We start from the raw sequence: 26168 nt of genomic DNA on the forward strand, positions 1-26168 counted from the left end.
ACCGAGGCGAACTCGAGCCCGATGAAGCCCGCGCCGATCACCACCGCGCGCCGGCTGTCGGCCAGCCGCTCGCGCAGCCGGTCGGCATCGGCCAGCGTCTGCAGGCTCATCACGCCCTCGAGTTCCGCGCCCTCGACGCGCATGCGGCGCGGGCTCGATCCGGTGGCGATCACGAGATGGTCGTAGGCGATCGCCTGGCCCGACGTCAGCACCACGCGCTGCGCGGCGCGGTCGATCAGCTCGACGCGGCCCTGCACGCGCTGCACGCGCTGTTCCTCGAAGAAGCGCTCGGGCCGGAAATGCAGGTCGCTCGCGCTCGCCTTCGCGAGCAGGTAGGCCTTCGACAGCGGCGGCCGCTGGTAGGGCAGGCTGGCCTCGTCGCCCACCAGCACGATGGCGCCCTCGAAACCTTCCTGGCGCAGCGAGGCGCAGCACTGGAAGCCCGCATGGCCCGCGCCGACGATCACGACCTGCTGCATGGCGCGCGCATCGGGGTGGGGAAGAAGAGGGCGCGCACGCGCGTCCATGCGTTGCGATGCCGCGCGGCGTGCGGCACCGGTTCCGGCGCGCATGGCGCCTGGAGCGAGGGCCGGCCGCCGTCGGGCGCGTCGGTGTCGAGCTTGTAAGGGATCAGCCATTCCATCTGCGTGTCTCCTGCAGCGCGATGGTGTTCGCAGGGGCCCGGCTTGTCTGTCCCCGCTGTAGGGGACGTGTGCGGCGCCTGCCAAGGATCTACTTGATTCGAAGGATGCCAAGGAACGGGCCGGTCTCAATACTTCCGCCGCAGAGCGCCCGGAGGGGGGCTTCAACTCACGCCTTGAGGCGGACAGGAGATCGAAAGCATGAGAACCCTGCAACATATCCGTCGCTGCGCATTCGCAGCGGCTGCGCTCGGGATCGCTCTGCCGGCTGCGCTGGCCCAGTCGGCCGCGCCGGAGTTTCCGGCGGAGGCCGTGGCACTGACGCCCGAGACGCTCAAGGGCCTCAACGGCAAGAAGTTCGTGGGCACGCGAATGGATGGCACGGGCTGGACGATGGACTTCGGCCCCGACGACTACTTCCGGCTGGCGTACCGGCGCGGCGGCACCGGTGCCGGGCCCGGTGGAGGCATCTTCGATGGCACGGTCCGGCTCGATGGCACGAAGCTCTGCCAGGACATGCGCAAGGCCCTCGAAAGCCGGTGCAACGAGGTGCGCCTGAAAGGCAACGAGCTGTTCTATCAGCGCGGCTCCAACGGCGAGATCGTGGTTCTCACAGCACAGTGAGATCCGATCCCGCTGGCCTGCGGTCCAGCGCACGGGGGGCGCTGCTGCGTGACCAGGCGTTGCAGCGGCGCAGGCACCGATGCGAAAACCCCGCTGATCCTGGCCGCTGAATTCCTCGCGCCCCGGACGGCGACACAGCCCGATCACCGTCGACGGCGCCGCCGAGGGCGCCGATCCCTCGTCCACGCTCGAGTGGGTCGAGCTGCTCGCATCTCTCTTTCGACACCTCGGCAGTTTGGCCCGCCAGGCCAACCGAATCCAGTGGCCCCAGCAGGATGGCCGACCGCAAATGTCGGCAACGTCCCACGGATCGGGCCGCCGGGCGGGGGAATACTCCCCGGTCCAGCCGAGGGGGAACCGGCACGAACCCACTGTCCGAGAGAACAAAACACATGCCAGATCCCGCCGCCGAGTGGCTGTCCATCGCCAACCTGTCGGACGCCGATCACCGGCAGATGATCGATGCCGTCACCGACTACGCGATCTTCTTCCTCGATCCCGATGGCATGGTGCTGAGCTGGAACGCCGGTGCGCGGCTCGTCAGCGGCTATGAAGCTCCCGAGATCCTCGGGCGCCATGTCTCGATGCTCTATCCGGCCGAAGCGCAGCAGCGCGACGGGCCGCGCCAGGAGCTTGCGCAGGCACGGGAGGCGGGCCATTTCGAGGACGAGGGCTGGCGCGTGCGCAAGGACGGCACGCGCTTCTGGGCCAGCGTGGTCATCACGCGGCTCACCGGGCCCGACGGCACGGTGCGCGGCTTCTCCAAGATCACGCGCGACCTCAGCGAACGGCGCCTGCAGGACGAACTGCTGCGCGCGAGCGAGGAGCGCTTCCGGCTGCTGGTCGAGGGCGTGAAGGACTATGCGATCTTCATGCTCGACCCCGCGGGCCACGTGATCAGCTGGAACGCGGGCGCGCAGAAGAACAAGGGCTACGAGGCGGCCGAGATCATCGGCCGTCACTTCTCGACCTTCTATCCGCCCGACGTGGCCTCCAGCGGCTGGCCCGCGCAGGAGCTGCGCAACGCGCTGCGCGACGGCCGCTTCGAGGACGAGGGCTGGCGCGTGCGCAAGGACGGCAGCCGCTTCTGGGCCAGCGTGGTCATCACGGCGCTGTACGACGCGGCGGGGCACCACAAGGGCTTCGCCAAGGTCACGCGCGACCTCAGCGAGCGCCGGCGCATCACCGCGCTGGAGGACGAGGGGCGGCGCATGGCCACCTTCCTCGCGATGCTCGGGCACGAGCTGCGCAACCCGCTCGCGCCGATCTCGAATGCGCTCGAGCTGCTCAAGCGCGAGAAGATCGAGTCGCGCATCTTCAACAGCACGCGCGACATCATCGACCGGCAGTTGCGGCAGATGACCCGGCTGATCGACGACCTGCTCGACGTGGGCCGCATCACCAGCGGCAAGATCCACCTCGAGGCCAAGCCGGTGCGGCTGCGCGACGTGATCCACGACGCGGTCGAGACGGTGCGTCCGCTGGTCGCGCTGAAGTCGCAGGTGCTCGACCTGCAGGTCGATGGCGCCGACCCCTGGGTCACGGGCGACCGGGCGCGGCTGGTGCAGGTGGTCAGCAACCTGGTGCACAACGCCGCCAAGTTCACCGACAACGGCGGGCGCATCGAGCTGCGGCTCGGCGCCGGCCCCACCGCGCCCGGCGTCGCGGGCGCCAGCCCGATCGAGGCCGAGATCGTGGTGCGCGACACCGGCCCGGGCATCGCGCCGCAGGACGTCCACCGCATCTTCGACCTGTTCGTGCAGGGCGAGCAGGACGCCGCGCGCTCCAAGGGCGGCCTTGGCCTCGGGCTGAGCCTGGTGCAGCAGCTGGTCGCGCTGCATGGCGGCCGGGTCAGCGTGTTCAGCAGCGGGCGCGCGGGCGAGGGCAGCGAGTTCGTCGTCAACCTGGCGGCCGTGGCCGAGCCGCTGGCGGGCGAGGGCACCTCGGGCCGGGCGCCCGGCGAACGGCTGGTGCTGGTGGTCGACGACAACCAGGACGCCGCCGAGACCATGGCGCTGCTGATGGACGCGCTGGGCTATGCCAGCGCGGTCGTGCACGACGGCTTCGCGGCGATCGAGGCGGTCAAGGCCGGCCGGCCCGACGTCGTGCTGCTCGACATCGGCCTGCCCGGCATCGACGGCCACGAGGTTGCGCGCCGGCTGCGCGCCGAACTGGTCGACCCGCCCGCGCTGATCGCCGTGACCGGCTACGGCCAGCCCAGCGACCGTGACACCAGCTTCGAGACCGGCTTCCTCGGACACCTGACCAAGCCGGTGGACGTGGACCGGCTGGCGCGGATGCTGGAGCGGTTGTTCCAGGAGGAGCGGCCAGGGAGCACGACAGGTTGAGCCCGGCGCCTCGTCGGACGGCTCAAGGCGGTGGCTTGTAGCCCCGCGGCTTGCCGCGCACCATGAGTTCGCACACGGCCCAGACGATGGCCTGCCCGGTGGAGTGCGCGAGCGCGGGTTCCATGGCGGCCTCGGCCTCCGACGGTGCGCGCACCATGCGTCGAACCACCGGTCCCTGGCTGGCACGTCCCGCGTAGCTCACGATGCTCTGGTCCGCGAGGCGTTCCCGCTGGCAATCGATCCGCGTGATCCGGACGTCGGACCCATAGGCGCGACCGTCGGCGGTCCGATGTTCCTGCCCATAGTCGAACAGCAGGCTCGCGACGACATGGCCGCCCGGCTCCCGCGCGGGGCCGTTCACGTCGAGGTAGATGTTGTCGCCATCCGGTGTCGGGTTGCCGACGCGGCGCCAATCGGTGGCGAGCGCATGGGGCACGGTGCAGGCGCAGGCGAGGGCCAGCGCGATGTGGCGCAGCCGGGTCGGTGAGTTCATCGCATCCTCCTGCGCGTCTTTTCTTGTCGGGGTTCCGCGGGGCCTGTCGCGCTCGAGCACCGGCGCTCAGCCGCCGCGCTTCACCAGCGTCATGAACTCCAGCCCCTGGACCTTGCTGGAGCGCATGTCGAACATCGACAGCACCGACTGACCGAGCAGCGGCAGGCAGTCGGCGCAGGTGATGGCCTGCACGTTCTTGAGCTCGAAGCGGCCGATGCGGATGGCATCGATCACGATCGCCTTGGCGACGACCCGGCGGCCGTCGGCGGTGAACATCCTGACGCTCGGATCGACGACGCGGTAGGCCACCTTCGATTGCCGCAGCGTCTCTTCCGCCAGCGACAGCCGCGTGGCGCCGGTGTCGACCATGAAGGCCATGGCCTTGGCTTCGCCGAGGTTGACCGGCGCGAAGAAGTGCCCGCCATAGGCCGGCAGGCGCAGGCCGGCGCGCTCCGGGGCCGCGGCGGCGCCGCTCTGGTCGATGGCGGTCTCGATGGCGATGCGCTGGCCCGCGAAATAGAGCGGGCTGCCGCGCGCCTGGGCCTGGCTGTCGTAGGCCTGCAGCAGCGACAGGGCTTCGTAGGGCCGGCCGGCCGCGACCAGCAGGCGCGCGAGTTTGGCGCGCACGTCCACCAGCGCGGGCTGCGCCGCCAGCGCCTTGTAGGACCACGCGATCGCCTCCTCGCCGCGGCCCAGCTTCGAGAGGCTGTCGGCATGGAAGGCGAACAGGTCGTAGGCGCCTTCGCCGAGCGCTTCGGCGCGCTCGAAGTTCTCGACCGCCTGCTGGTGCTTGCCGCGCCGGGCCTGTGCCATGCCGAGGTTGGCCAGGCCGAGGGTGTCGCCGGGCAGCAGGCGCACGTAGTCCTGCCAGTTGGCTTCCTCGCAGGCCAGGTCGGCTTCGCGCGCGCAGCGCCCGGCCTGGCGCCGGAAGTCCTCGGCGGTGAGGTTGTCCTTGTTGAGCCAGCGCTGCCAGTAGCCGCGGGTGGTGGCGATGCTCGCGAAGGACACGGCCGCCAGCACGAGGCAGGTCCAGGCGAAGACCTTGACGCCGCGGCGCTGGCTGAAGCGGTGGTCCCAGAGCGAGCAGAGCAGCACCACGACGAAGGGCCAGAGCAGGGCGCCCAGCGCGGTGCCGATGCGGAACGCCGGGGACATCGCTTCCGAGCGTCCGAAGAACAGCGTGGTGGCCTCGAGCGCCGCCAGCGAGAGGGCCGCCAGGCCCCACAGCAGCGGACCGGCCTTGCGCCCGCGTTCGCGGTCGTCGCGCAGGAAGCCCGGCTCCCAGCCGGGGGCCGCGGCTGCGATGTCTCCCGTCCACTGCGGTTCGCGCCGCGATCCCGTGTGCTCGTCCATGAGGTCCTCCCGAGGCACCGGCGTTGTGTGCGTCTTCCCGCGCGAGCGGGGGCCGGTTGCCGCAAAAATGTGTCGGAAAGTATACCTAGCCGGGGTGTCGCGGGCCTGGCACGCGCCGGGCCCGAGCGGCCGACGGTGGCGCGATCCGCGCCGAGAATCCCCGCATGGACCTGCTCAAGACCTTCGCCCTCTTCGTCGCCACCGCGCTGGCCGAGATCGTGGGCTGCTACCTGCCCTATCTCTGGCTGCGCCAGGGCCATTCGGCCTGGCTGCTGCTGCCCGCGGCGGTCTCGCTGGCGCTGTTCGCCTGGCTGCTGACCCTGCACCCGACCGCGGCGGGCCGGGTGTACGCGGCCTATGGCGGGGTCTACATCGGCGTGGCGGTGCTGTGGCTCTGGGCGGTCGACAAGGTGCAGCCGAGCGTGACCGACTGGGTCGGCGTGGGGGTCAGCCTGCTCGGCATGTTCATCATCATGGCGGGGCCGCGGCTGGCGCGCTGACGACTGGCAGGGGCATCGGATCGGCGGTAGATTCGGCTTTCGCTATGTCGAGTGGAATATGGCGAAATCCTGTTTCGCGGATGGCGGCCATACGCCGAAGCGGATCGCGCCAGCCGGGACCGCCGCGCAGAATGCCGGCCTGCCACCTGTCGATCACCGAGGAACCACGATGAGCCTGGATGCCGTTGTGCCCGTGGAGCCGCGCCGCTTCGCGGGCGAAGAAAGCCCGAATCCGCGCGCAGGTGCCCTGCTGCACGTGCTCGGCGGCGTGCCGCGGCCGGCCGCGTTCGCGCGCGAGGCGCTCGAGCGCATGGTGCGCCACGACCTCGGCCCGACCCAGGTGCTGTGCTATTCGGGCCGTGCCGTGGCGCAGGTCGACAGCTACGCGGGCGCGCGGCTGATCGACGTGCTCGATGCCTGCGGCTTTTCCGAGCGGCCGCGCTCGGAGCTCAAGCGCTGCGTGGTGGTCGCGCTCGGCGACGACGGCTACCAGGCCATCTTCAGCTGGAACGAGCTCTACAACAGCCCCATCGGCGAGAAGGCGCTGGTGCTGTACGAGAAGAACGGTGGCCCGCTCGAGCCGCACCTGGGCGCGCTGTGCCTGATCTCGGCCAACGACGCGCGCCTCGGGCCGCGCCACCTGCGCGGGCTGTCGCAGATCGCCGTGAAGATGCCCTGAGCCCCCGGCCTGGAGCCCGGTCGTCGGGAGCGTCGACAATAGGCCCCAAGATTCAGGACAGGAGCTCCCCCATGAAAAACGTCACCATCCCCCCCGGTATCGGCGTGCGCAACGACGGCCCCTTCGTGCTGTTCGGCGGCGTCAACGTGCTCGAGTCGAAGGACCTGGCGCTGCGCACCGCCGAGGAGTTCGTGCGCGTCACCGGCAAGCTCGGCATTCCCTACGTGTTCAAGGGAAGCTTCGACAAGGCCAACCGCTCGTCGATCCACTCGTACCGCGGCCCCGGCCTCGACGAGGGCCTGCGCATCCTGCAGGAGGTGAAGTCGGCCTTCGGCGTGCCGGTGCTGACCGACGTCCACGAGCCGGCCCAGGCCGCGCCGGTGGCCGAGGTGGTCGACGTGCTGCAGCTGCCGGCCTTCCTCGCGCGCCAGACCGACCTGGTGGTGGCGCTCGCCAGGACCGGCCGCGTCATCAACATCAAGAAGCCGCAGTTCCTGAGCCCGAGCCAGATGTTCAACATCGTCGAGAAGTTCAGGGAAGCGGGCAACGACCAGATCATCCTGTGCGACCGCGGCACCTGCTTCGGCTACGACAACCTGGTGGTCGACATGCTGGGCTTCGGCGTGATGAAGAAGACCACGGGCGACCTGCCGGTGATCTTCGACGTGACCCATGCGCTGCAGCAGCGCGAGGCCGGCGCCGCCGCCTCGGGCGGCCGCCGCGAACAGCTCGTGGACCTCGCGCGCGCCGGCATGGCGCTGGGCCTCGCGGGCCTGTTCATCGAGGCCCACCCCGATCCGGCCCAGGCCAAGTGCGACGGACCGAGCGCGCTGCCGCTGCACCAGCTCGAGCCCTTGATGACGCAACTCAAGTCGCTCGACGACCTCGTGAAGTCGTTCCCCGTCCTGAAGATCTAGCTTTCTTCAGACCGTCATGCGGGGCTGCGAGCATCCCCGCATGTTCGGCCCTCTCATCTCCATCGCGCTGACGGTGGAACAGCACGACACGAGCGAGTACTACTGGGTGCTGCTCGAATCGTTCGACGGTTCGCCCGAGTACGAGCGCCTGCTCGAAGCCGCGGCGGGATTCCCCACCTACCTCGATGCGCTCCAGGCCGGCTTTGCCGTGCTCAAGGGCCTGTCGGAAGACCTCGCGGTCGGTCCGCGCGACGACCGGCGGGCGCGGTATTTCTAGCGCTCAGCGCCGGACGTAGCGCGTGGCCGTGAGCGCCTCGGAGACCCCCGAGGTCTTGTGGTCGACATAGCCGCGCTCGCGCAGCGCCTGCCGGATCGCGCTATCGCCGATCGAGGCGCCGCGCCCCTTGGGATGGACGATCCAGAGCCCGGGGCAGGGCAGCGCGGCATGCGCCTCGAGCGTGGCCGCGAGCTCGGCGTCGCTGCGGACCACGGCCACGACCGAATGCGCGGCCGCTGCGTCGTCGGTGCGCGCGCCGCGCAGCGCTTCGGTCAGCGCCGCATCGTCGACGCGGCCGAGCACGAACGCGGGTTGCGCCGGTCCCACGCCGAGCTTGGACGCGAGCGAGGGCGGCGGCGTGGCGATCTTCGTGGCCCAGCGCTGGCTCTCGGTGTCGCCGAGCGCCAGCGCGACCGCTTCGCCGTTCGCCTCGAAGCGCAGCTCGCCGGCCGTGGCCTGCACCTGCGCCAAGGCCGCGATCGCATAGCGGCGCTTGATGGCGCCGCGCAGGATCAGCTCGGTCGATTCGAGCAGGGCCTTGACCTCGGCCGATTCGTCGCCGACGCGCGCGGCGCAGGTCGCTTCACGTCCCATGTTCTGTCTCCATCCTCGTCTCCTGCGGTGGTGGGCGACGCATTATCCGGATGCGGGCCCGGGAGGCCGTGGGCATTTTCGAGAGGACAATCGCGGGAGCTCCCCCGACACCACCCCACGACCATGCCCCGCCTCGACGACCCCCTCCACGACGCCGAAATCGGCTCCCGCGACAGCACGCTCGACACCACCCGGATCGATGACGTGCGCATCGGCGCCGTGCGCCCGCTCATGACCCCCGCGCTGCTGCAGGAGCGCGTGCCCGTGCGCGACAACACCCTGGCGCTGGTCGAGGGTGCCCGCGCCGCGATCGCCGACGTGCTGCATGGCCGCGACGACCGGCTGGTGGTGGTGGTCGGCCCGTGCTCGATCCATGATCACGACCAGGCCATCGAGTACGCGCAGCGCCTGAAGAAGGTGGCCGATTCGCTGCAGGACGACCTGCTGATCGTGATGCGCGCCTACTTCGAGAAGCCGCGTACCACCGTGGGCTGGAAGGGCTACATCAACGATCCGCACCTGGACGGCAGCTTCGCCATCAACGAGGGCCTGGAGCGCGCGCGACGCCTGCTGCTCGAGCTGACCACGCTGGGCCTGCCGACCGGCACCGAGTTCCTCGACCTCTTGAGCCCGCAGTTCATCGCCGACCTGATCGCCTGGGGCGCCATCGGCGCGCGCACCACCGAGAGCCAGAGCCACCGGCAGCTGGCCTCGGGCCTGAGCTGCCCCGTCGGTTTCAAGAACGGCACCGACGGCAGCGTCAAGGTCGCGGCCGACGCCATCCTCGCGGCCCGCGCGCCGCATGCCTTCATGGGCATGACCAAGATGGGCATGGCGGCGATCTTCGAGACCCGCGGCAACGACGACTGCCACGTGATCCTGCGCGGCGGCAAGGCGCCCAACTATTCGGCCGCCGATGTCGAGTCCAGCTGCCAGGCGCTGCTGGCGAACGGCCTGCGTCCGCAGGTCATGATCGACGTCTCGCACGGCAACAGCAGCAAGCAGCACCAGCGCCAGATCGTGGTGGCGGAAGACGTGGCGGCGCAGATCGCGGGCGGCGAGCGGCGCATCACCGGCCTCATGATCGAGAGCCATCTCGAGGAAGGGCGGCAGGACCTCAAGCCCGGCGTGGCGCTCAAGCACGGCGTGTCGATCACCGATGCCTGCATCGGCTTCGCGCAGACGGTGCCGGTGCTCGAGGGGCTGGCTTCGGCGGTGAAGGCGCGGCGGCGGTTGGCGAAGGGCTGAGGGAATCCGGGCGCGTTGCCTGCCTGCAGTCTCGTTCGCACCTTGCATCCAGAAAACCACGGGAGGAACCGTGCGCTTCGTCTTCGTCTTTCTGCTCGCCGTGTTGGGCGCCTGTCACAGCGCGCCTCGGGTCGAAGCGAGAAACTTCGAACTGAACCTGGCCCAGAACTGGATCGATACCGAGGTACGTGGCGAGGGCGTGTGGAGCTTCATCTCCAAGGAGCCGCTGGCGTCTCTGGTGATTTCCGAGCACCTGGTCTCCGTGCGCGAGGGGCAGATCTACGCGGTCGCGGCCGGCGTGGTCCGCGAGCGGAAAAAGCTCGAACGCCAAGTGAGGGGCGGCCGCACGATCCATTTTCTCGACGACTCCGTCCGGATGAACGAGGACGAAACAGCGGCGGAGATCTCCTATCTCGGTCGCATCGAGGGGAGCGATGAATACATCCACTACATCGCGTATGTGTCCCGCTTCCGCATTCATGGTTTCTGGGTGTCGGTGGAGACGTCCGACCCGCAGGCCGCCACGGCCGTTCTTGCGACGGTGTTGAAAGGCTTGAAGAGCAAGCCGTTCTAGGCGGCATGCCATGATCCGCCAGGAAGAAGGGGTGGCTTCATGGAACGTCTAGAGGGAATCCGGATGGATCGACGACAACTGCTCATCGGCATCGCCGCGCTGCCTGTCGCCGCGTGGGCGGCGCCGCAGGGGGAATACGCCTTCGTGGACGCGAAGTCGCTGGCGCGTGTCGGCGAACCGCGGCGCGTGAAGCTGGCCGAATCGATCGCATGGTCCCGCTCGAGCAAGAACACCGAGTACGGCCTGCTCGCGGGGGACTACGAGTACCTCGCCGACTTCGACGGCGGACGGCTGTTCTTCGGCAGCGACGCGTCCACCTACATGCGATCGCCCCGTGGCGAATATTTGCTCGCGCCCGGCGGGCTGTGGCTCGGCAACGGGGCCACGCGGTCGCGCTTCCTCATCGTTCAGCGCGCCGATACCTTGCGCCGGGGTTCGAGCCTGGCGGCGGTGCAGGAGGCCACGCCGGGTTCGCCATGGCTTCCGCCTGGCCTGGCGCTGCTCGATGCCCTGACGCAATGGGCCAGCGAGGGCGTGGTCATGCTGCTGCCCGAGATCGAGGACGCGAAGGTGGAGGCGTCGCTTCGCGCGGCCTTCGAGTCCTGACCTCACGCCGCATGCCTTCATGGGCATGACCAAGATAGACGCGAGCAGCCGATATGCTCGCTCTTCTTTCTAGGGGAGTGATGGATGGGAGAAGCCTGCCGCGTCTACGGCTATCTGGCCGAAGCAATGAATCCGGAAAGCGGTGGCGTGCCCTGGGAGGATCAGGTCGTCGCGATTCGGAGGTACAACGAAGCAGTCATCGAAAGTCTGCCTGCGCAGGACGACTGGCCTCCGTTGAGTCGCGGGATGTTCTCATTTCCTCCGGTGACAGATTTCATGGTTGCCTATGGGGGAAGGATGATCCATTTCGCGGCCGGATTGAAGAAGGCCGACCATGAAGTCGATCGGTGGCTCGACAAGTTCGAACGCCTGATACATCGCTTGTACTGTGATCGCGTACGACTCCATATCGAGTTCGCCTGGAGCAACGCGCGCACCATGTCTTGGGACCAGAAGCGCAGATCCGTCTATGTGTTCGACGAAAACTCGCCACCTGCAATCGAATGGGAATTCAATACGTCAATGACGCCCAGCGAGCTCGAGATGCGGTGGCCGAATGGATACTCCCGCATGCAGAAGGAGTACTCGATAGGGTACGAACGAGCGAATACCTTGTTGCCTCTGATTGCATTCCTGGTCGTCGATCTTGGCCCGCAGCGGATTGAAGCAATGAAAGCCATCCGGTCCGTCTTCCATCTCAAGTATTCTGAAATCAAGGAATCGCCTTCGACGGCACCTCTCGTCGTTCGACCCCTCTTCGATCGGTTGAGCCCAGGTTTTCCGGATTCCCTGCTCCAGCTCCTGCTCAGGCTGAAGCAGTTGGGAGCATCTGCGAAGGTCTATCAACTGCCCGACGGCAAACGAGCGGATCGCTATCAGACCTTTCACGAGCTGCCTGTCGACCGCCTTCAGGCGCTCATCCAGGACTCGAAAGTGCGCCAGGGAGGTCGCTGATATGGAACCTCGCAATCGCTCGATCCCGGCGGAGTGGCCCTTCGACCAACCCCGGAACTGCGCGACGATCTTCTCGAAGAGCGTCCTGGACCGGAGCCGTCCGATCCTGCGGGTTTCGCACGACGACGATGACCACGGATGGCAGTTCCTGGACGGCGTGAGCGAAGCGATCGAGGACGTGGCGCTCGCGGGGCTCGGCCATGTCCTCGACATCGATCCGTCGATCGTCGAACTCGCCGACCTCGAACCGGGCTTCCAGGCCACGCGCGAGCGGCTCGGCGCGAAGTGGGTCATCGAGAAGACGCCGCCGGACGAGGGCTGAGCCTTCCGCGCGCTGCCTGGCTACCCGGCCAGTTCGACCGCGTCGGCGCGCTTGCCACCGGCCGGCGCGCCCTTCGAGAACGCATTGCCGCCAAGCGCCCGCGCGGTGACCAGATGCGCGGCCCCGCCCTGCCCATTCACATCGACCAGGAACTCCGAGCTGAGCACCGGCGCGCCGCAGAAATCGAAGATGCCATGGTCGATCTGCGTGCGCATCGCCTTGTCGTAGCCGTGCCGCGCATAGGTGCCGCCGTCCGCGCCGCCGATGCCGATCAGATGGATCGGGAGGTGGCCGAGCCGCTTGCCGAGCGAGCCATCGGGCCGCTCGTCGTAGGCCCAGCCGTTGGAGAACACGCGGTCGATCCAGCCCTTGAGCTGGCCCGGGAACGACCACCAGTAGACGGGATAGACGAGCACCAGTGCGTCGGCGCGGTCGATGCGTTGCTGCTCGCGCAGCACGTCGGCCGGCAGCGGCGCCTGCAGCAGGTAGGCGGTGGCATCGGCCTGGCTGAAGGCCGGCTGGAAGCCCTCCGCGGCGAGGTCGGCGATCTCGGTGCTGTGCTCGCCGGAGGCCTCGACGCCCTCGGCGAACGAGCGCGCGATGGCGTGCGTGAGCGACTGCGGGGAGGGATGGCTGACGACGATGAGGGCATGCATGGGGGTGGTTCCTTTGAGGCTGGGTGTAAACTACCTTTAGCAGTCTACGCTTCGTAGGTTACCTTTGGTAGTTTAAGGATGTCAAGCAACCCGACGAAACCGGCCGTGCAAGTCGCGGCGAAGAAGCGCCTGCCCAAGGAGGAACGCAACCGCCAGCTGCTGGACGTGGCGTGGTCCATCGTGCGCGGCGAAGGCACCGACGCGCTCACGCTGGGCTATCTGGCCGAGCGCGCGGGCGTGACCAAGCCCGTGGTCTACGACCATTTCGGCACGCGCACCGGGCTGCTCGGCGTGCTCTACGAGGAGTACGACGGCCGGCAGCACGCGCTGATGGACGAGGCCCTGCGGGTGGCGGCCCGGTCGCTGCCGGCCGTGGCCAAGGTGATCGCCGCCACCTACCTCAACTGCGTGATGGAGATGGGCCGCGAGATGCCGGGCGTGAGCGCCGCGCTGGCCGGCTCGCCCGAACTCGATGCGCTCAAGAAGGAGCACGAGGCGTTGTTTCTCGCCAAGTGCCGCGATGCACTGCAGCCCTTTGCCAAGCAGCCGCTCGCGCTCGCGGGCATGCGCGCGATGCTGGGCACGGCGGAGGCCGTCTCGTTCGCGGCGGCCGCGGGCGAGATCGAGCCGGCGGATGCGGAGCACGAGATCTACGACGCCATCGTGCGGATCGCGCGCAGGACGTGAAACACGCGGAGTGCGCTCAGAACAGGAGCATCCGGCGTCCCGAGTGAATCCGGACGGACCGACGACGGATGCTCATCTGCATGGCTGTACTACCTGCCACTGAGTAAACCGCTGAAACTCACCTTCGGGTGGGATGCTGCTTCGTTTTCAGCAGCCTGCTGATGCTATCCCCGTGGGGACGATGGCTTGTGGTCTTCTCCGCCCTGCTCGAATGGCAGCGGATCCGGAGGCCAGCGGCCCACGACCTGAAGGATATGGATGGTGTTGTCCAGTATGTCGTGGACGTGGCGGATCGATAGCCGGTCCTTATGGACGTCCCGACCGTGGCGCTCGAGTACGCGAGTGGCAATATTCAGTCGCACCGTTGCCTCGATCAGGCGTGATTCGTTCGGGTCTGAGAGAGGAGCTGGATTGGTTATGGCCAGCATTGCAGCGCGCCATACGGTTTCGGCGGTACCGGCCAGCAAAAGGGAGTCATGGCGGGCTATTGTGGAGGAATCACCAATTCCTATTTCAACAAGTGCGCTCCGTGTCTGCTGGAGCGTGAAGGCTAAATCGCGGTAGATATTTTCCGACATGTGCATTCCCTTTCATTCGTTACTTGATCTCAGCAATGAAGGCTGCGGCTCGCTTCGAGGCAATCGACGGCAGTGTCGCCTCGCTGATTCCACAAAGAGCGCCAACCAAAAAAGCGAGAGTTGCGTCGTTCGCAATCGACGTGACGACGAGTGATCCGAGCTTTATCTCGACGATGCCGAGCACGAAAAGCACTCCTAGCAGCATCGTAAGAAGACCTGCGAATAGAAGTCGGATGGATGGCACAAGCCGGTCTGCATCGGTGGTTGTCAGATCGGCGAGCGTAACGGTTGATGTACGGATACCGTAGGAGAGCCAAACACCGGTGAAGCAACCTAGCCAAAGAAGCATGAAATTCGATGCTATCTCCCGAACGATGCCAAGCTTTTCAAGCCATGGGCCAAGGTACTGGACGGGTACTAAGTTGAGCAGAAGGTAGATGAGCAAAGGCGGAATGCTTGCCTTCACAACCGCGCGACCGAGCGCCATCATGTGCCCGTTCTTGATATGGCCCGCCTCATCGTCCAGAAGGTCCTGCGTCACCTTGTTCAGTGCCGACCTTGCGATATCTGATGGAGAGTTGTCCCCCTCCAATCCCAACTGAGCCACCCGAAACAATCGCACGTAGTAACGACGGAACTTCGAACTAGGCGTGGAATCGTGCGGTGCATACAGTCTGCGCACCGCGCCCAAAACTTTCTCAAGCTCGGCGTGAAGTTCTATTCGCTCCTTCGATGGGACTTGAGGTACAGATGGGTCGATACCGAAGTAGATGTCCAGAGCCGCCGGCTTACTGGGGTCCGGGTACTTATTCGTTGAGTCCGGTGGATCCAGTATTTCCCCGTTCGCGGTAGCTGTCCAAATGCGGTATGAGCCATTTATTGCCATTTCTTTGCTCCCATCGATAAGGAGAGAGCATTGATTCAAACTATCCGTCTGTCAAGACTGTTGGATGGTGAAGGCAGCAGTTTTCCCGTGTCATCTTCGTGCGTGAGGACCATCAGTTCTAAGAATGGTCTGCAGAACGCGATTCTCGATCGCGGCTAAATGAATCGCGTGATAACGAGCCATTCAGACGATCAGCCCCGGCATCGATCCACAGGTTCGACAGCGCAAACCGAGTGACGATCTGCGCTGTGTTCTTCATCAAGCCTCGGTAGCGAACCTTGGTGAAGCCGAACTGCCACTTGATCACTCGGAACGGGTGCTCTACCTTGGCTCGGATGCCGGCTTTCATCTTCTCCATCCGCTCGGTCACGAATTCGGGTTCGATAAACGGATTCGACCGCCTGCGTTTGCCAGGACGCATCGCCACGTGCCAGGTCGGCCTCGCGGCCTCCGCTCGCTTGTACACGCCCTGATAGCCCGAGCCGCCGAATGCCGCGTGTTCCTCGCCATGCAGGAGCGCACCGGCGACGTTGATGTCGCTGACGTTCGCCGCTGTGCCCACTACGGTGTGCAGAGGCCTGATGCGGTATCGACGCCAGTGTGCGCCTTCATGCCGAAGTACCACTGGTTGCCCTTCTTGACCTGATGCATCTGCGGGTCACGTTCACCTTCAGCATCCTTGGTCGAACTGGGCGCCGCGATCAAAGTTGCATCCACGGCCGTTCCCGTGCGCAACATCAGACCCTTGGCCTGCAGGATTTCGTTGACCACGCGCAGCATGTCTACGGCCAAGTCATGAGCTTCAAGCGGACGGCGGAATCGCAAGATGGCGGTCTCGTCGGGCAGACGGCTCGCGCCGTCACCCAGACCAGCAAACTCCCGGTACAAGGGCACATCGTGCAGCGCCTCTTTCATGGTTGATCACTCAGTCCGAACCATTGCTGCAGATAGTGAATGTGCAGCATCGTCTCGATGGCGAAGGACGGGCGACCGGTCTTCGCCCGTAGGTTGTGTGGCTCGACGATCTGCGCCAGCGCGCTCCGTGGAAATACCCGATCCATTTCATCGAGGAACTCGCGCTTGCCCGTCTTCGTCGACAGGTTCAGACCCAAACCGAGCTGACTCGGCGGCGTTGCGCGTTTGAATCATGGGTTCAGATCATGCAAGGCTTGGACCGGTTTTACAGACGATCCCCAGATATTCTCCGCTGATGATTCTCGTGGTGCTAAGGCGCAGGGTCTCATTCATATCGACCTAATGCGGTATTGACAAAGCGTTACAGCCAATGCAACCTGCGGCCTCTTTTCCTATCGTGAGGTAAGCGATGTCCACTGCAACTGCTCCTTCCTCAGGCCCCTACCAGATACTTACCTCGGTAGACGGCGTGGCGGTGCCCTACTACATTGTTCCCTTTGATACTGACGGAAAGTGTGAAGCGCCGCAGACCCGTGCCCATCTTCTTGATGCCGCTGCGAGCCATAGTGACATCTTTCTCTTCTCGCACGGTTGGAACAACGATTGGAGCGCAGCGACCCAGCGCTATAAGAACTTTATCGAAGGGTGGCAAGCGCTACGGCGGGAACACCACTTAGCCGCTCCTGCGGTCTTCAATCCACTGCTGGTGGGGATATTTTGGCCAAGTCAGGCATTGGCATGGTTCGAATCAGAAACTGGCCCAGGCTTTGCGGCTGGAGACCCAGTAGCGCAAGCGGCGGTTGCCCAAGGTGATGCAAGAAACTTGCGCGATATTGCTGAGGAGCTACCCGTTCAATCTCGAGAACGCTTTCTGGTGTTGGTGAACTCGCCGAGCTTGAGCCAAGCAGAGGCCAGAGAACTCGCGGATCTCCTTGTGCCGCTGGTGAAGCCCGACGATGAGGGCGATAGGGAGGGGGCACCAACGAGCGCGGATTTGCTCAGCGCGGCCAGGAATTTTTCTGAGCCTAACTATGACGATGTCGGGACGGTGCCGCCCAGTGCGGCGGGCCCCGGCGTCACTGCTGCAGGTTTCGGAAGCATCCTCGAGAAGCTAGACCCGCGCCAGATCGTAAAGCCTTTCACGGTATGGAAGATGAAGGATCGCGCTGGGATTGTTGGTCGGCGCGGGGTTTCCCCTTTACTCGTTGAGTTGCTTGAACGCTCTTCCAGCCGTTTGCATCTTCTTGGGCACTCCTTTGGCTGCAAAGTCGTGATGACCGCACTGAGCAGCCCTGGTGCGATTGCACGCCCCGTCGAGTCGGCGCTTTTATTACAACCGGCTGTCTCGCAATATGCCTTCGCCGAGCAGGTCCCTGATCGCAATCAACCGGGTGGCTACTGCGTAGCACTCGGTCGAGTCAGGCAGCCAATAGTTGCAACGTATAGCGCGAATGACGTTGCGCTAACAAAGCTTTTTCACGTGGCAGTACGCCGGTATGCGGATCTTGGTGAGCTCGAGACTCGTTCAGCCGGAGACCCTCCAAGCGAATATGCCGCAATGGGGGGCTATGGGCCACAAGCGTCAGGAGCAAGCCTTGTCAAGATACAGGACGTTGGTGGCAGATACGATTTTGCGGAAAAGAGGTTGATAGGAGTGGATGGGACCCGTTTGATTTCCGGGCATGGAGACATATCAAACCCTGGTACTTGGTGGTTGAGCTGGCTCCTCGCAACCGCACATCTGTCCGCTTGAGAAAAAATGGCTGAACTGCTCAAACGCCAATACGACATTGTCGTTTTGAAGGTCGAGATGCCAGATGCTCCTCGATCTCTCGAGGTGACGAGTTCGACCATGGTCAAACTTACCCTGCAAGGACGGGTAGAAGGTTCGTTAGTCGATCTTGAATATTGGGATGTACCGTTCAATTCGCTTGGCATTCAAGAGTATCTAAGCTCTAGCGATAATAGAGTCCAGGATGTGCCCGAGCCTCGGCTCCCGGAAGGTATCCTGAGGAAAATATTTCATGCCTTTGATCTTTTTGAAAATCTTAAAGATCGGCCCTTATGGGTCCATCTGGTGAAACCGTATGGCGCGCTGCGCTTCTTGCCTTGGGAGCGCGACTTGGTATCCGCTCTGTGCGTGCCGGTGCTAATGCTTCCAGACTTCATTTTTCCGCCGCCACGCGAGGCGATCTCGTCGCTCGAGGTGGCCGTGTGCGCAAGCGCTCCTCTTGGAGTTGGCGAGCGAGATGTCTACGCAGCGCTTGTTATTACGGTACGTCGCATTCTTTCTGGGTCACCTCGAAAAACGCGGGTGCAGATATTCGCAAATGCCTCTTTTGAAAAGGATCTGCGGCGTCGCTTCAGCGAAGAAATAGAATCTGGTCGTGTTCTTGTTCAAAAATCAGCAGGATCTGCTCGTTTCGAAACTGCCGAATCGTGCGCAATAGAAAATTCGGATGGAGTTAGGTCCTCGTGGCTTTTGTGGATGCGGGATGCTTTGCGCGATCGCGCTATCGATGTAGTTCACTTTTGCTGTCGCGGGCATCTCATGCAAGGACGAGGCACCCTGCTTTTCTCGGAATCACCGCTTGATCGTACAAAAAATTACCTTTTGGGTTCAGTTGGTGCAAACGAGTTGAGTACGTTCTTAACACAAGTTGGGGCGTGGTCGACCGGATTTGAAATCCTGCATGGCAGCAAATCTGCAGCTGGACTGCGCTCTCTTGTTGATGAGATGGGGCAGTCGCGTCCTGGACCAGCGCTGATGCACGATTTCCGAATCGATAGGTTTGGGCGTGCTTTAAAGTTGGTATACGGCTTTCTCTACAAGAGCGAGCCTGTGCCGCCTCCACAATCTTCAGCGGTTTTTCTCTTTTGCCAACCGTATTTGGTGCGAGGTTCTTCAACTCCAAAGGTTGGCTCTGATGGCGCGGAAGTAGTAGCACAGGCTGAAGATTCTCTTACTCAAGTTCCATTTGAGTTGAAGAGCCGTGCTCCCCTGACGTCAGTACCTGAAGTGGCGAGAAATGATATTCAGCGAGCGTCAATTCGCAACGCGGAGCGCTCGTCGCCAACAGACTCTATGTTCGACGCGGAGGAGAATACTGCTCCTTGGCTTGCGGCAACGGAGAGATTCGTTGATGGACTTCAGCTGAATTATCAGAAGATGGTACGCGATGACCTATTGCCAAGTTCTATTGCATCCGCTTATGGGGATGCGCTGGATACGACGCTGCAGGATCTTCGGGCGGCGGTTGCTGATCTTGCAAAACGACGCGGAGACATAAAGTGAGAACGGTCTTCTCTATAGATACCTTTGGAATCTCGGGGCAAGATGGCGACGTGCTTGCAGTGCGAGCTGACCGTAGCTCTATCGCCATTCCGCCTGCTGCTAAAGAGTATCAAAAATTTGATTTAAAAGCTGATGAGCTGGCGAGATGGACAGAGAGTATGGCTGTGCGTCTTCGCGGGATGCGAGTACGGGATGCATTACGAGCGCATTCCGGCCTTGTTCCGATTCTCGATCATCTGGCACAACTTCCTCCTAGTCGGATTGAACCGATATTTGTGCGACTCGCCGCGGGTGAGGCAGAGAGGATCTCGTGGGAAACTCTCTGTGACGCGAATGATAGTTTTATGGCGCTCGATCAGCGTTGGCCGATCGGTCGTATTAGCGATGCCGCAGATGGACAGTCGCATCCTGCATGTATTTTTCAGTTGCCTATTAGAATATTTGCAATAATCTCCGCTTTGAAAATTCGCGGTCAGCAAAGAGAGTGGGAGGTTCTCGAAAAGGCGATCGAGACTGCACGGCAGTCTGGGTTACGGATTCGGCTGCATGTTGTTGTTGGCGATCCGGCAACTCATGCGGCGGTTCAGGCGAGTATTGATCAAGGTCTGCCAGACGTCATTCTCTCTGGGCTTCAGGCCTCGTCGACTTGGTTGGTACAGGAGATGGCTAATTTTCGACCGCACATTCTTCATTTCTTTTGTCATGGGCGGGCGGGCGAAGCGGGCGTAGAACCGGCTCTCGAACTGGCTACGCATGCTGACTACCTTGATGGCGCCGTTCATACGGGATCAGTTCGATTAAACGTCAAGCAACTAACGGGTGTTTTGACGGCGCAGAACACTTGGTTGTTGACGCTTAACTGCTGCTCTGCCGCCGCTGCCTCGATTGAGCTTACGTCGATCGCGCACCAAGCTGTTGCTGCGGGATTTCCTGCGGCCATCGCGATGACTGAGGCGGTAGATGCTCGGGATGCGCACAAGTTCACAGAGTTTTTTTACCAAAATCTCTTTAGTGATCTTGTTCGTATCGAGAGATCGCTTGCAGAAGGACTGGCCGGTGAAACTGTCGAGTTGGAGTTTTCTCCTGCGATGTATCAGGCCCGCCAGGCGATTTGTGAAAATAATGGAGGAGACCCGTTGAACGCGCGGCAATGGGCGCTGCCGGTACTCTATGTACGAGGCGTTGAGGCTCTTCGGTTGCGGAAGTCTTCGGATGCCCCGCTTGCTACGACGCAGGCAATTCAGGAGCGACTTCTCCGAATTGCGCAGTGGTTGCAGAAAGTACGCGAATCTCTTGATGAAGCCGGTCGCCGAGAGATCATGGATGCCGTGCTTGCGGATATCCCCCCTGAGCTTTGGCCAAGCGTTGATGGGAGATTTCCCTCATGACTTCAGAAAGCCTAGATTCCCTCGGTTTTGAATCTCTTCTCAGGGTTAATGCTTGGTCTGGCAGTGGCTCTATTGAAGATTGTCTTCTTCGCGATAAAGCAAAAGCGTGGGCGAACCGATCGATGCTCGCCGCGGCCCATGACAAGATTTTTGAACCGCTGGCCTTTGCTCCGTTGGAGTTGGCAAACTGGCGTGATGGCCGCGTGGGATGGGGAATTGTGGTTCCAGATAACTCGTCGATGAGCGATGCCGAGAAGGCGAGGGGGATTGATCTTCCGGTTCCACTCCGAGAATTGGTGGCAGCGAGAGGAGGTGCACCTGTACTTCGCTGGCGACCGGGTCTTGAGTCCGGTCGCCTTAGACGCTACTACACAGATCGTCAGGCCGCAGATTTGTTGCTCTCTGGCGAACGCGGAACTGGAGTGTTAGCGGTGCCGCGCTACCTGATGATTGCCGCGTCGCCTGAGGAGATTCCATGGAACGTGCAATACCGCTTGCAATTGGAAGCTTACGTTGGCCGAGTTTCACTGGATCCTGACGCACTTGGGCGCTACGTCGGCGCGCTATTAAACGAGTGGGATGAGAGTCAAGCACAACGTAGTCGGCCGATCGTTTGGGCGGTGGATCATGGCCACCCGGATATCACTAGGCTGATGCGTGTGACCCTGGCCGACCGCATCGCGGGGGCATTGGCGGCCGATCCAGAGCACGAGTTTCTGATGGAAGGTGGCCATCTTGCCGATGCTGGGGCAACCGGACCGGATCTTGTTGCAGCCCTAAAGCAGCGACGTCCCGCCTTCGTGATGACGTCTAGCCACGGGGCGACTTTTCCGCTGGACGATGCATCCGCGATGCGCGCTCACATCGGGGTCCCCTTGGATGCGGGTCATGTCTTGCTTGATTTGGACGAGATAAGGCAATGGAATCCGGACGGTTGCATATGGTACGCGCATGCCTGTTGTTCCGCTGGAACGTCGGCGAAGAGCGAGTTTGCGGAGATTCTTTCTGGGCAAGGCAATATCTCCAGAATGCTTAACGCGGTCGCCGGTGTTGGCAATGCCGTCGCGCCGCTTCCGCAGGCTCTGCTTTCGGCGCAGATTCCAGCGCGTGCCTTTGTTGGTCATATCGAACCTACCTTCGACTGGACTTTGCGTGATACGACGGGTCAGAACCTTGGTGCATCGCTTCAATATGCATTCGTTGAGCTATTGCACAACACGACTCGCACGCCCATTGGCCTGGCGCTAGATGGATACTTCCGAGCCGTGGGCGCGCTCCTTCTCGACCACCTGGCTGCGATTACCGCAGTAAACGAATTCAAACCGGGTGCTGCTGAGCGTGCTGTTCGTACCAAGCTTGTTGCGATGGATAGAGCGTCGATGGTCATTCTTGGGGACCCCACCGTGCGTCTTCCCGCTGCGGCCCAGCCCCTCGCCACAATCTAAGCATGACTCCTTGTCTTGGGTGCGCGGTCCGAGGAGTTGCGTGGCACTGAGGAGAAGTGACCTGTACTAGCCAAGACTCCCGCTAGGGATGGTCTGCAGAACGCGATTCTCGATCGCGGTTACCTGAGCCGCTCGCGCCGGGGCCCGCTCAGTCCTCTTCGAACACCGACGAGGCCTCCAGCCAGAAGCCCCCGATCATCCCGACCGTGAGCGCCCCGATGGCGCACCACAGGCTCAGGAAGGTGTGGATGTTGTAGTGCCCGGGACGCTGCGCCAGCGCGGCCGACAGCTCGGGCTCGACGATCCCGCCGAGGCCGCGCGCGGCCGCGAAGTCGAAGCCGGCGGCGCCGAGGAAATGGACCGCCACCAGCAGCGGCAGCATCGTGATGAACGGCAGCCAGGCGCCGCGCACCTTGCGCCATGCCAGCAGGTAAGCGGCCAGCAGCAGCACCGCGCCCACCACGATCGTGCCCAGCACCACAGGGCGGCGGGTCAGCGGCAGCAGCCAGGGCCAGAGCCACTGCAGCGGATACAGCGGCCATTCCGCGTTCGGCGCCAGTCCGCCCGGCCGCGCGAAGGCCTGCCAGCCCAGCGCGAGCGTGGCGCGTCCTACCAGTGCCGAGGCACAGGCCACCGCCGCGATGCCGAGGCAGGCGATGCGCAGCGGCGAGCTGCGCGGCTGCGGCCACACATGCGGGGGCAGGGCGGGCATCGGCGGATCGCCCACGCGCCATGAGCGCGTCGTGACGATCACCGAGGCACGCGGGGTGGCCAGCTCGCCGCGCACCAGCCAGTCGGTCGCCAGCACCGCGAGCGCGAAGGCCATCGCGGCCGTGAGCCAGGCGCAGGCGCCGGGCATCTCGACGAAGCCGAACGGCGTGAGCATCGGCAGCTCGCCATAGACGAGCCCGGCGCAGCCATAGGCCAGCATGATCGGAACGCAGAAGATCAGGGCCGCGCGCGTCAGCAGCACGTCGCTGCGGGCCGGCTCGTCGCGCAGTGACTGGAGGCGCGACCATGCGCGGGTCAAACTCATCGAGCCGGCTTTCCTCGTCGTTGTCGGGCCTCGGGCGAGGCCCATCTTGGGATGGACGTTAGCACGCCGTTTCTTCAACGACAGATCGATCGCCTGCGGTGCACGCCGTTCTTCCTGGACGCGATTTCGGAGGGCGTGGCCTTTCAGCCGGGCGTCGATTTGCACTGGCCCGGCCGGGTGGCGCTCGCAGGCTTCGGATACATTCGCCGACAGGAGAAGACGCAACGCAGATGGATCGATCGAAGGCGTATGGCGTGAATCAACGCCGCGGCAAGAGCCGCTTCCTGGTCTTCGATCTCGGCGGCGGCACCTTCGGCATATCGATTCTCGAGCTGTTCGAGGGCATCATGGAATGCCAGCGGCCCGCAAGCTGGCGACCCTGATGTTCGGTCGCTCTCCCCGAGAGCGGTATCGACGCCGAAGCCCGAAATCTGGCCGAGTGCCTGCAGCGCATCGAGCGAGACGGGCGCACGCACGACGGCTCGCAATTCGAATCAAGAGATGACAGCAATCCCCATCCCCCCAGGCCTTCGGTTCCTGGAACTCGGACTCGATGCGTCCGTCCAGGATATCCGTCGAGCCTACGCCCGGCGGGTCAAGACGATCGACCAGGAAGCCGACCTGGAATCGTTCCAGCAACTCCGTACCGCCTACGAGGAGGCGATCGCCTGGTGCGAGCGCAGGGAGGTGGACGATGCGCCCACGGTGGCTGCGCTCGCGGCCGACGAAGTCGCGCGCCAGGCATTCGACACCCTGCTCTCGACCCGCTTGAGCGACAGCGCTGAGGTCATGGCGCGGATGACGGACATCTCGAATGAGCCGGCGCTTCAGGCGATCGAGGTACGGCAGCACTTCGAACGCATGCTGGTTCGTCTGCTTGCCGCGGGATGGCAGCCCGGTCACGAAAATCTGTTCGAGGCCGCCGTCGTCGCCTTTGCCTGGGATCTCGATCCGGACCGTCTGCGCTACTACGGCATACCCGGCGCCGAAATTCATGCCGCGGTCCTCGGTCGCGATGCTTTCGAGTCGCAAGTGACCAATGCCCGTGAATTGCAGGTCGACCTGATGGACCGCATTCGCGCCGGCCGTCGACCGAGCGATACCGACCTGGTGCGAACGTTCCGCATGCTGAACTGGTTGATGTTGAACTACGGGCAATGGGTCGTGGTCACGGTCGGTTCGAAAAACATCGCGCAGTGGGATGGATGGCACGACGCGTTGCCGCGCGAACGGCATGCCACCGATGCCCCGCACCCCGAACCCACCTACCAGCCGGAGTGGCTCGGCCTGCCGGACAAGGAACCGCCGATGTTCAGTTCCCGCACGCAATGGATCATCCGCAATGCGTTATTCGCTTCCGTGCTGCTGATGGTGGCCCTGGGGCTCTGGCAGTGTGCCAAGCCACTTGTCTGAGCGTGAGCGGCTCGATATCACCGAACATGCTCCGCTTCACGAGAAACCTCCTGATCCTCATCGGCGCCGACGTCCTGCTCTTTGCCGCCTTGATGCTGGTGAGTTCGAATGCCCTGATGCCGCACCTCCCCGCGGGCTGGGCGCCCGGAACGCGCGACGTCGTGGCCTTGATGATCCAGGCCGCTGCGACCCTGGCGCTGTTCTCGTTCGGGCTGGCATTCCTTTTCCAGTCGCGCGGGGGCTTGCTCTGGATCCTGGCTTTCGCGCTGCCCTGGTGCGGCTTCACCGCCGTCGGCGTCGCCTGGACGCTGCACAACAAGTACGCCCCGATGCTCGAGGACCTGACCCGGCAGATGGTCGTGGGCGTCGCCGTCGCGCTGCTCGGCGCGCTCCTGGGATACAGGCTTGCGGTCATGGTGCGGCGGATGCGGCAGAAGCGAAGCGCTCTGCCCGCGCCCTGAGGTCCACAGCGGCCGCGCGCATCGGTTCTGGTGCGTGAAATTTTCATGACAAAGCGCAGTTCCGCCCACTCCAGACCGTCTTGTCTTCGAGGCCCGCCCCGTCCGCGCGCCTCGACCCTGTTCGTCGGCGCATCGTGCGGCTGGGCCCACCTTGCTCCTGAAAGACCGCCATGACCGTTTCGTCCGCCAGACCCTCGCCGCGCGCCGCCGGAGCGAGCACGCGGACGTGGCGCTTCTGCGCGGCGCTGGCGGTCGTGCTCGCGGGGCTGGCGTTCGGCGGGCCGCTGCAGGCGGCGATGCCGTGGCCGAGTTCGGGGCTCGCGGAGCTGGTCAAGAGCTATGGGCCGGCCGTGGTCCACATCGGCGTGGAGCGGCCTTCGGCGCCGGCGCGCCGCCTCAGCGACCGCTGGCTGCTGCTGGTGCCCGGCGCGCAGCCGCAGCCCGCCGAAACCGACCAGGCCAGCCTGGGCACGGGCTTTCTCATCAGCGCCGACGGGCTGATCCTGACCAACGCGCACGTGGTGGCGCGCGGCACGCAGATCACGGTGAAGCTGCCGGACCGGCGCGAGTTCCGCGCGCGCCTGGTCGGGCTCGACGCGGTGGCCGACGTGGCGCTGCTCAAGATCGATGCGAGCGGCCTGCCCACGGTGCGCATCGGCGAGCCTTCGAGCGTGGAGCCGGGCGACGGCGTGGTGGCGATCGGTTCGCCCTACGGCTTCGGCAACTCGGTGACGGCCGGCATCGTGAGCGCGAAGGGGCGCTTGCTGCCGGGCGCGGAGTACATGCAGTTCCTGCAGACCGACGTGCCGATCAACCCCGGCAATTCGGGCGGGCCGCTGTTCAACCTGCGCGGCGAGGTGATCGGGATCAACTCGCGCATCTACAGCCGCAGCGGCGGCTACCAGGGCCTCTCGTTCGCGATTCCGATCGACGCGGCCATGCGCATCAAGGACCAGTTGCTGGCCACCGGCAAGGTCACGCGCGGGCGCATCGGCGTGTCGGTGCAGGAGGTGGGGCAGGCGCTGGCCGACACCTTCCGCCTGCCGCGCCCGGCCGGCGCGCTGGTGAACTACGTGGAGCCACGCGGCGCGGCCGAGACCGGCGGGCTGAGGCCGGGCGACGTGATCCTGGCGGTGCAGGGCCGCGAGGTGGTGCAGGCGGCCGATGCGCTGGGCTTCATCGCCGAACAGACGCCGGGCGACAGCGTGCGCCTGATGGTGTGGCGCGACCGCACGGAGCAGGTGCTCGAGGTGCGCGTCGACGGCTTCGAGACGCCGC

At 64.3% G+C, this 26168-nt stretch carries 29 protein-coding genes and 1 pseudogene; 20 read left to right on the forward strand and 10 right to left on the reverse strand.

Translation table 11 applies throughout. The annotated features are described in order from the left end of the window. Together AC27VN_RS05460 and AC27VN_RS05465 are read right to left on the reverse strand one after the other, a co-directional pair. Positions 1 to 479: NAD(P)/FAD-dependent oxidoreductase (locus AC27VN_RS05460; protein WP_490875906.1), on the reverse strand; the 479-nt coding region annotated here is incomplete at its 3' end. Further along, complete coding sequence (locus AC27VN_RS05465) at positions 464 to 643, reverse strand: hypothetical protein (protein WP_490875907.1); 180 nt, start codon at positions 641 to 643, stop codon at positions 464 to 466. The genes AC27VN_RS05465 and AC27VN_RS05460, both read right to left, overlap by 16 nt. Positions 644 to 842: 199 nt before the next feature. On the opposite strand from AC27VN_RS05465, the gene AC27VN_RS05470 reads away from it, so the two are divergent. Further along, positions 843 to 1265 carry a hypothetical protein gene (locus tag AC27VN_RS05470; RefSeq protein WP_143129246.1) on the forward strand — a complete coding sequence of 141 codons (423 nt, stop codon included), beginning with the start codon at positions 843 to 845 and terminating at the stop codon, positions 1263 to 1265. A gap of 392 nt (positions 1266 to 1657) precedes the next feature. Continuing rightward, a complete protein-coding gene (locus tag AC27VN_RS05475) occupies positions 1658 to 3613 on the forward strand; it encodes a PAS domain-containing hybrid sensor histidine kinase/response regulator (RefSeq protein ID WP_490875908.1) in 1956 nt (651 codons plus the stop codon). A 22-nt stretch (positions 3614 to 3635) separates the two neighbouring features. Here the strand turns inward: AC27VN_RS05475 and AC27VN_RS05480 are convergent, their stop codons facing one another. Then, positions 3636 to 4106, reverse strand: a complete 471-nt coding sequence (locus AC27VN_RS05480) for a surface-adhesin E family protein (RefSeq protein ID WP_490875909.1) — start codon at positions 4104 to 4106, stop codon at positions 3636 to 3638. Positions 4107 to 4172: 66 nt separating this feature from the next. Next, positions 4173 to 5459: a retroviral-like aspartic protease family protein gene (locus AC27VN_RS05485; protein WP_490875910.1), complete on the reverse strand. Its 1287-nt coding sequence runs from the start codon at positions 5457 to 5459 to the stop codon at positions 4173 to 4175. 164 nt (positions 5460 to 5623) lie between these two features. Here AC27VN_RS05485 and AC27VN_RS05490 point away from each other — a divergent pair, with 164 nt between their 5' ends. The 4 genes from AC27VN_RS05490 (at position 5624) to AC27VN_RS05505 (ending at position 7832) form a co-directional block, all read left to right on the forward strand. Continuing rightward, a complete protein-coding gene (locus tag AC27VN_RS05490; protein WP_057591221.1) occupies positions 5624 to 5959 on the forward strand; it encodes a YnfA family protein in 336 nt (111 codons plus the stop codon). A 169-nt stretch (positions 5960 to 6128) separates the two neighbouring features. Further along, complete coding sequence (locus tag AC27VN_RS05495) at positions 6129 to 6638, forward strand: hypothetical protein (RefSeq protein WP_490875911.1); 510 nt, start codon at positions 6129 to 6131, stop codon at positions 6636 to 6638. 71 nt (positions 6639 to 6709) lie between these two features. After that, on the forward strand, positions 6710 to 7555 hold the full coding sequence (gene kdsA / locus AC27VN_RS05500) for a 3-deoxy-8-phosphooctulonate synthase (protein ID WP_296795160.1): 846 nt from the start codon (positions 6710 to 6712) through the stop codon (positions 7553 to 7555). Between the two features lie 40 nt (positions 7556 to 7595). Next, on the forward strand, positions 7596 to 7832 hold the full coding sequence (locus AC27VN_RS05505; protein WP_093352645.1) for a hypothetical protein: 237 nt from the start codon (positions 7596 to 7598) through the stop codon (positions 7830 to 7832). A gap of 3 nt (positions 7833 to 7835) precedes the next feature. On the opposite strand, the gene AC27VN_RS05510 is transcribed toward AC27VN_RS05505, so the two are convergent. After that, positions 7836 to 8426, reverse strand: a complete 591-nt coding sequence (locus tag AC27VN_RS05510) for a hypothetical protein (RefSeq protein WP_490875912.1) — start codon at positions 8424 to 8426, stop codon at positions 7836 to 7838. Positions 8427 to 8549: 123 nt separating this feature from the next. Between AC27VN_RS05510 and AC27VN_RS05515 the strand changes: the two genes are divergently transcribed. The 5 genes from AC27VN_RS05515 to AC27VN_RS05535 all read left to right on the forward strand — a co-directional run bounded on the left by AC27VN_RS05515 (position 8550) and on the right by AC27VN_RS05535 (position 12130). Next, a complete protein-coding gene (locus AC27VN_RS05515; RefSeq protein WP_281077600.1) occupies positions 8550 to 9674 on the forward strand; it encodes a 3-deoxy-7-phosphoheptulonate synthase in 1125 nt (374 codons plus the stop codon). A gap of 70 nt (positions 9675 to 9744) precedes the next feature. Next, positions 9745 to 10248: a hypothetical protein gene (locus AC27VN_RS05520; protein ID WP_490875913.1), complete on the forward strand. Its 504-nt coding sequence runs from the start codon at positions 9745 to 9747 to the stop codon at positions 10246 to 10248. Positions 10249 to 10287: 39 nt separating this feature from the next. After that, positions 10288 to 10854 (forward strand): hypothetical protein, encoded by a 567-nt coding sequence (locus tag AC27VN_RS05525; protein WP_490875914.1) that lies wholly within the window; start codon positions 10288 to 10290, stop codon positions 10852 to 10854. Between the two features lie 84 nt (positions 10855 to 10938). Continuing rightward, a complete protein-coding gene (locus AC27VN_RS05530) occupies positions 10939 to 11808 on the forward strand; it encodes a hypothetical protein (protein WP_490875915.1) in 870 nt (289 codons plus the stop codon). Position 11809: 1 nt separating this feature from the next. Next, complete coding sequence (locus tag AC27VN_RS05535) at positions 11810 to 12130, forward strand: hypothetical protein (RefSeq protein WP_490875916.1); 321 nt, start codon at positions 11810 to 11812, stop codon at positions 12128 to 12130. Positions 12131 to 12150: 20 nt separating this feature from the next. On the opposite strand, the gene AC27VN_RS05540 is transcribed toward AC27VN_RS05535, so the two are convergent. Next, positions 12151 to 12786 (reverse strand): NAD(P)H-dependent oxidoreductase, encoded by a 636-nt coding sequence (locus AC27VN_RS05540; RefSeq protein WP_490875917.1) that lies wholly within the window; start codon positions 12784 to 12786, stop codon positions 12151 to 12153. Between the two features lie 78 nt (positions 12787 to 12864). On the opposite strand from AC27VN_RS05540, the gene AC27VN_RS05545 reads away from it, so the two are divergent. Beyond that, the gene (locus AC27VN_RS05545) at positions 12865 to 13473 is read left to right on the forward strand and encodes a TetR/AcrR family transcriptional regulator (RefSeq protein WP_296785780.1); all 609 of its coding nucleotides are present in this window, start codon (positions 12865 to 12867) and stop codon (positions 13471 to 13473) included. Between the two features lie 164 nt (positions 13474 to 13637). Here AC27VN_RS05545 and AC27VN_RS05550 read toward each other — a convergent pair whose 3' ends face one another. From AC27VN_RS05550 to AC27VN_RS05560, 3 genes and pseudogenes are all read right to left on the reverse strand, one after another. Further along, a complete protein-coding gene (locus AC27VN_RS05550; protein WP_490875918.1) occupies positions 13638 to 14057 on the reverse strand; it encodes a hypothetical protein in 420 nt (139 codons plus the stop codon). Positions 14058 to 14070: 13 nt separating this feature from the next. Next, on the reverse strand, positions 14071 to 14937 hold the full coding sequence (locus tag AC27VN_RS05555; RefSeq protein ID WP_490875919.1) for a hypothetical protein: 867 nt from the start codon (positions 14935 to 14937) through the stop codon (positions 14071 to 14073). 118 nt (positions 14938 to 15055) lie between these two features. Continuing rightward, a pseudogene (locus AC27VN_RS05560) lies at positions 15056 to 16049 on the reverse strand (IS5 family transposase). 212 nt (positions 16050 to 16261) lie between these two features. Here AC27VN_RS05560 and AC27VN_RS05565 point away from each other — a divergent pair. Genes AC27VN_RS05565 through AC27VN_RS05580 form a run of 4 tightly spaced genes read left to right on the forward strand, consistent with a single transcriptional unit; the run spans position 16262 to position 21980 of the window. Then, a complete protein-coding gene (locus tag AC27VN_RS05565) occupies positions 16262 to 17605 on the forward strand; it encodes a hypothetical protein (RefSeq protein ID WP_490875920.1) in 1344 nt (447 codons plus the stop codon). Between the two features lie 6 nt (positions 17606 to 17611). After that, positions 17612 to 19147, forward strand: a complete 1536-nt coding sequence (locus AC27VN_RS05570; RefSeq protein WP_490875921.1) for a hypothetical protein — start codon at positions 17612 to 17614, stop codon at positions 19145 to 19147. Further along, a complete protein-coding gene (locus AC27VN_RS05575) occupies positions 19144 to 20535 on the forward strand; it encodes a CHAT domain-containing protein (protein ID WP_490875922.1) in 1392 nt (463 codons plus the stop codon). The genes AC27VN_RS05570 and AC27VN_RS05575 overlap by 4 nt, the downstream gene beginning before the upstream one ends. Beyond that, positions 20532 to 21980, forward strand: a complete 1449-nt coding sequence (locus AC27VN_RS05580; RefSeq protein WP_490875923.1) for a hypothetical protein — start codon at positions 20532 to 20534, stop codon at positions 21978 to 21980. The genes AC27VN_RS05575 and AC27VN_RS05580 overlap by 4 nt, the downstream gene beginning before the upstream one ends. A 148-nt stretch (positions 21981 to 22128) precedes the next feature. Here the strand turns inward: AC27VN_RS05580 and AC27VN_RS05585 are convergent, their stop codons facing one another. Continuing rightward, positions 22129 to 23016, reverse strand: a complete 888-nt coding sequence (locus AC27VN_RS05585) for a hypothetical protein (protein WP_490875924.1) — start codon at positions 23014 to 23016, stop codon at positions 22129 to 22131. Positions 23017 to 23246: 230 nt separating this feature from the next. On the opposite strand from AC27VN_RS05585, the gene AC27VN_RS05590 reads away from it, so the two are divergent. The 4 genes from AC27VN_RS05590 to AC27VN_RS05605 form a co-directional block, all read left to right on the forward strand. Beyond that, positions 23247 to 23399: an Hsp70 family protein gene (locus AC27VN_RS05590; protein WP_490875925.1), complete on the forward strand. Its 153-nt coding sequence runs from the start codon at positions 23247 to 23249 to the stop codon at positions 23397 to 23399. A gap of 118 nt (positions 23400 to 23517) precedes the next feature. Next, positions 23518 to 24429, forward strand: a complete 912-nt coding sequence (locus AC27VN_RS05595; protein ID WP_490875926.1) for a hypothetical protein — start codon at positions 23518 to 23520, stop codon at positions 24427 to 24429. A gap of 26 nt (positions 24430 to 24455) precedes the next feature. Further along, positions 24456 to 24890: a hypothetical protein gene (locus AC27VN_RS05600; RefSeq protein WP_490875927.1), complete on the forward strand. Its 435-nt coding sequence runs from the start codon at positions 24456 to 24458 to the stop codon at positions 24888 to 24890. A gap of 170 nt (positions 24891 to 25060) precedes the next feature. Continuing rightward, positions 25061 to 26168: S1C family serine protease (locus AC27VN_RS05605; protein WP_490875928.1), on the forward strand; the 1108-nt coding region annotated here is incomplete at its 3' end.

It is taken from the genome of Variovorax sp. 20P10.2.4, assembly GCF_058244205.1.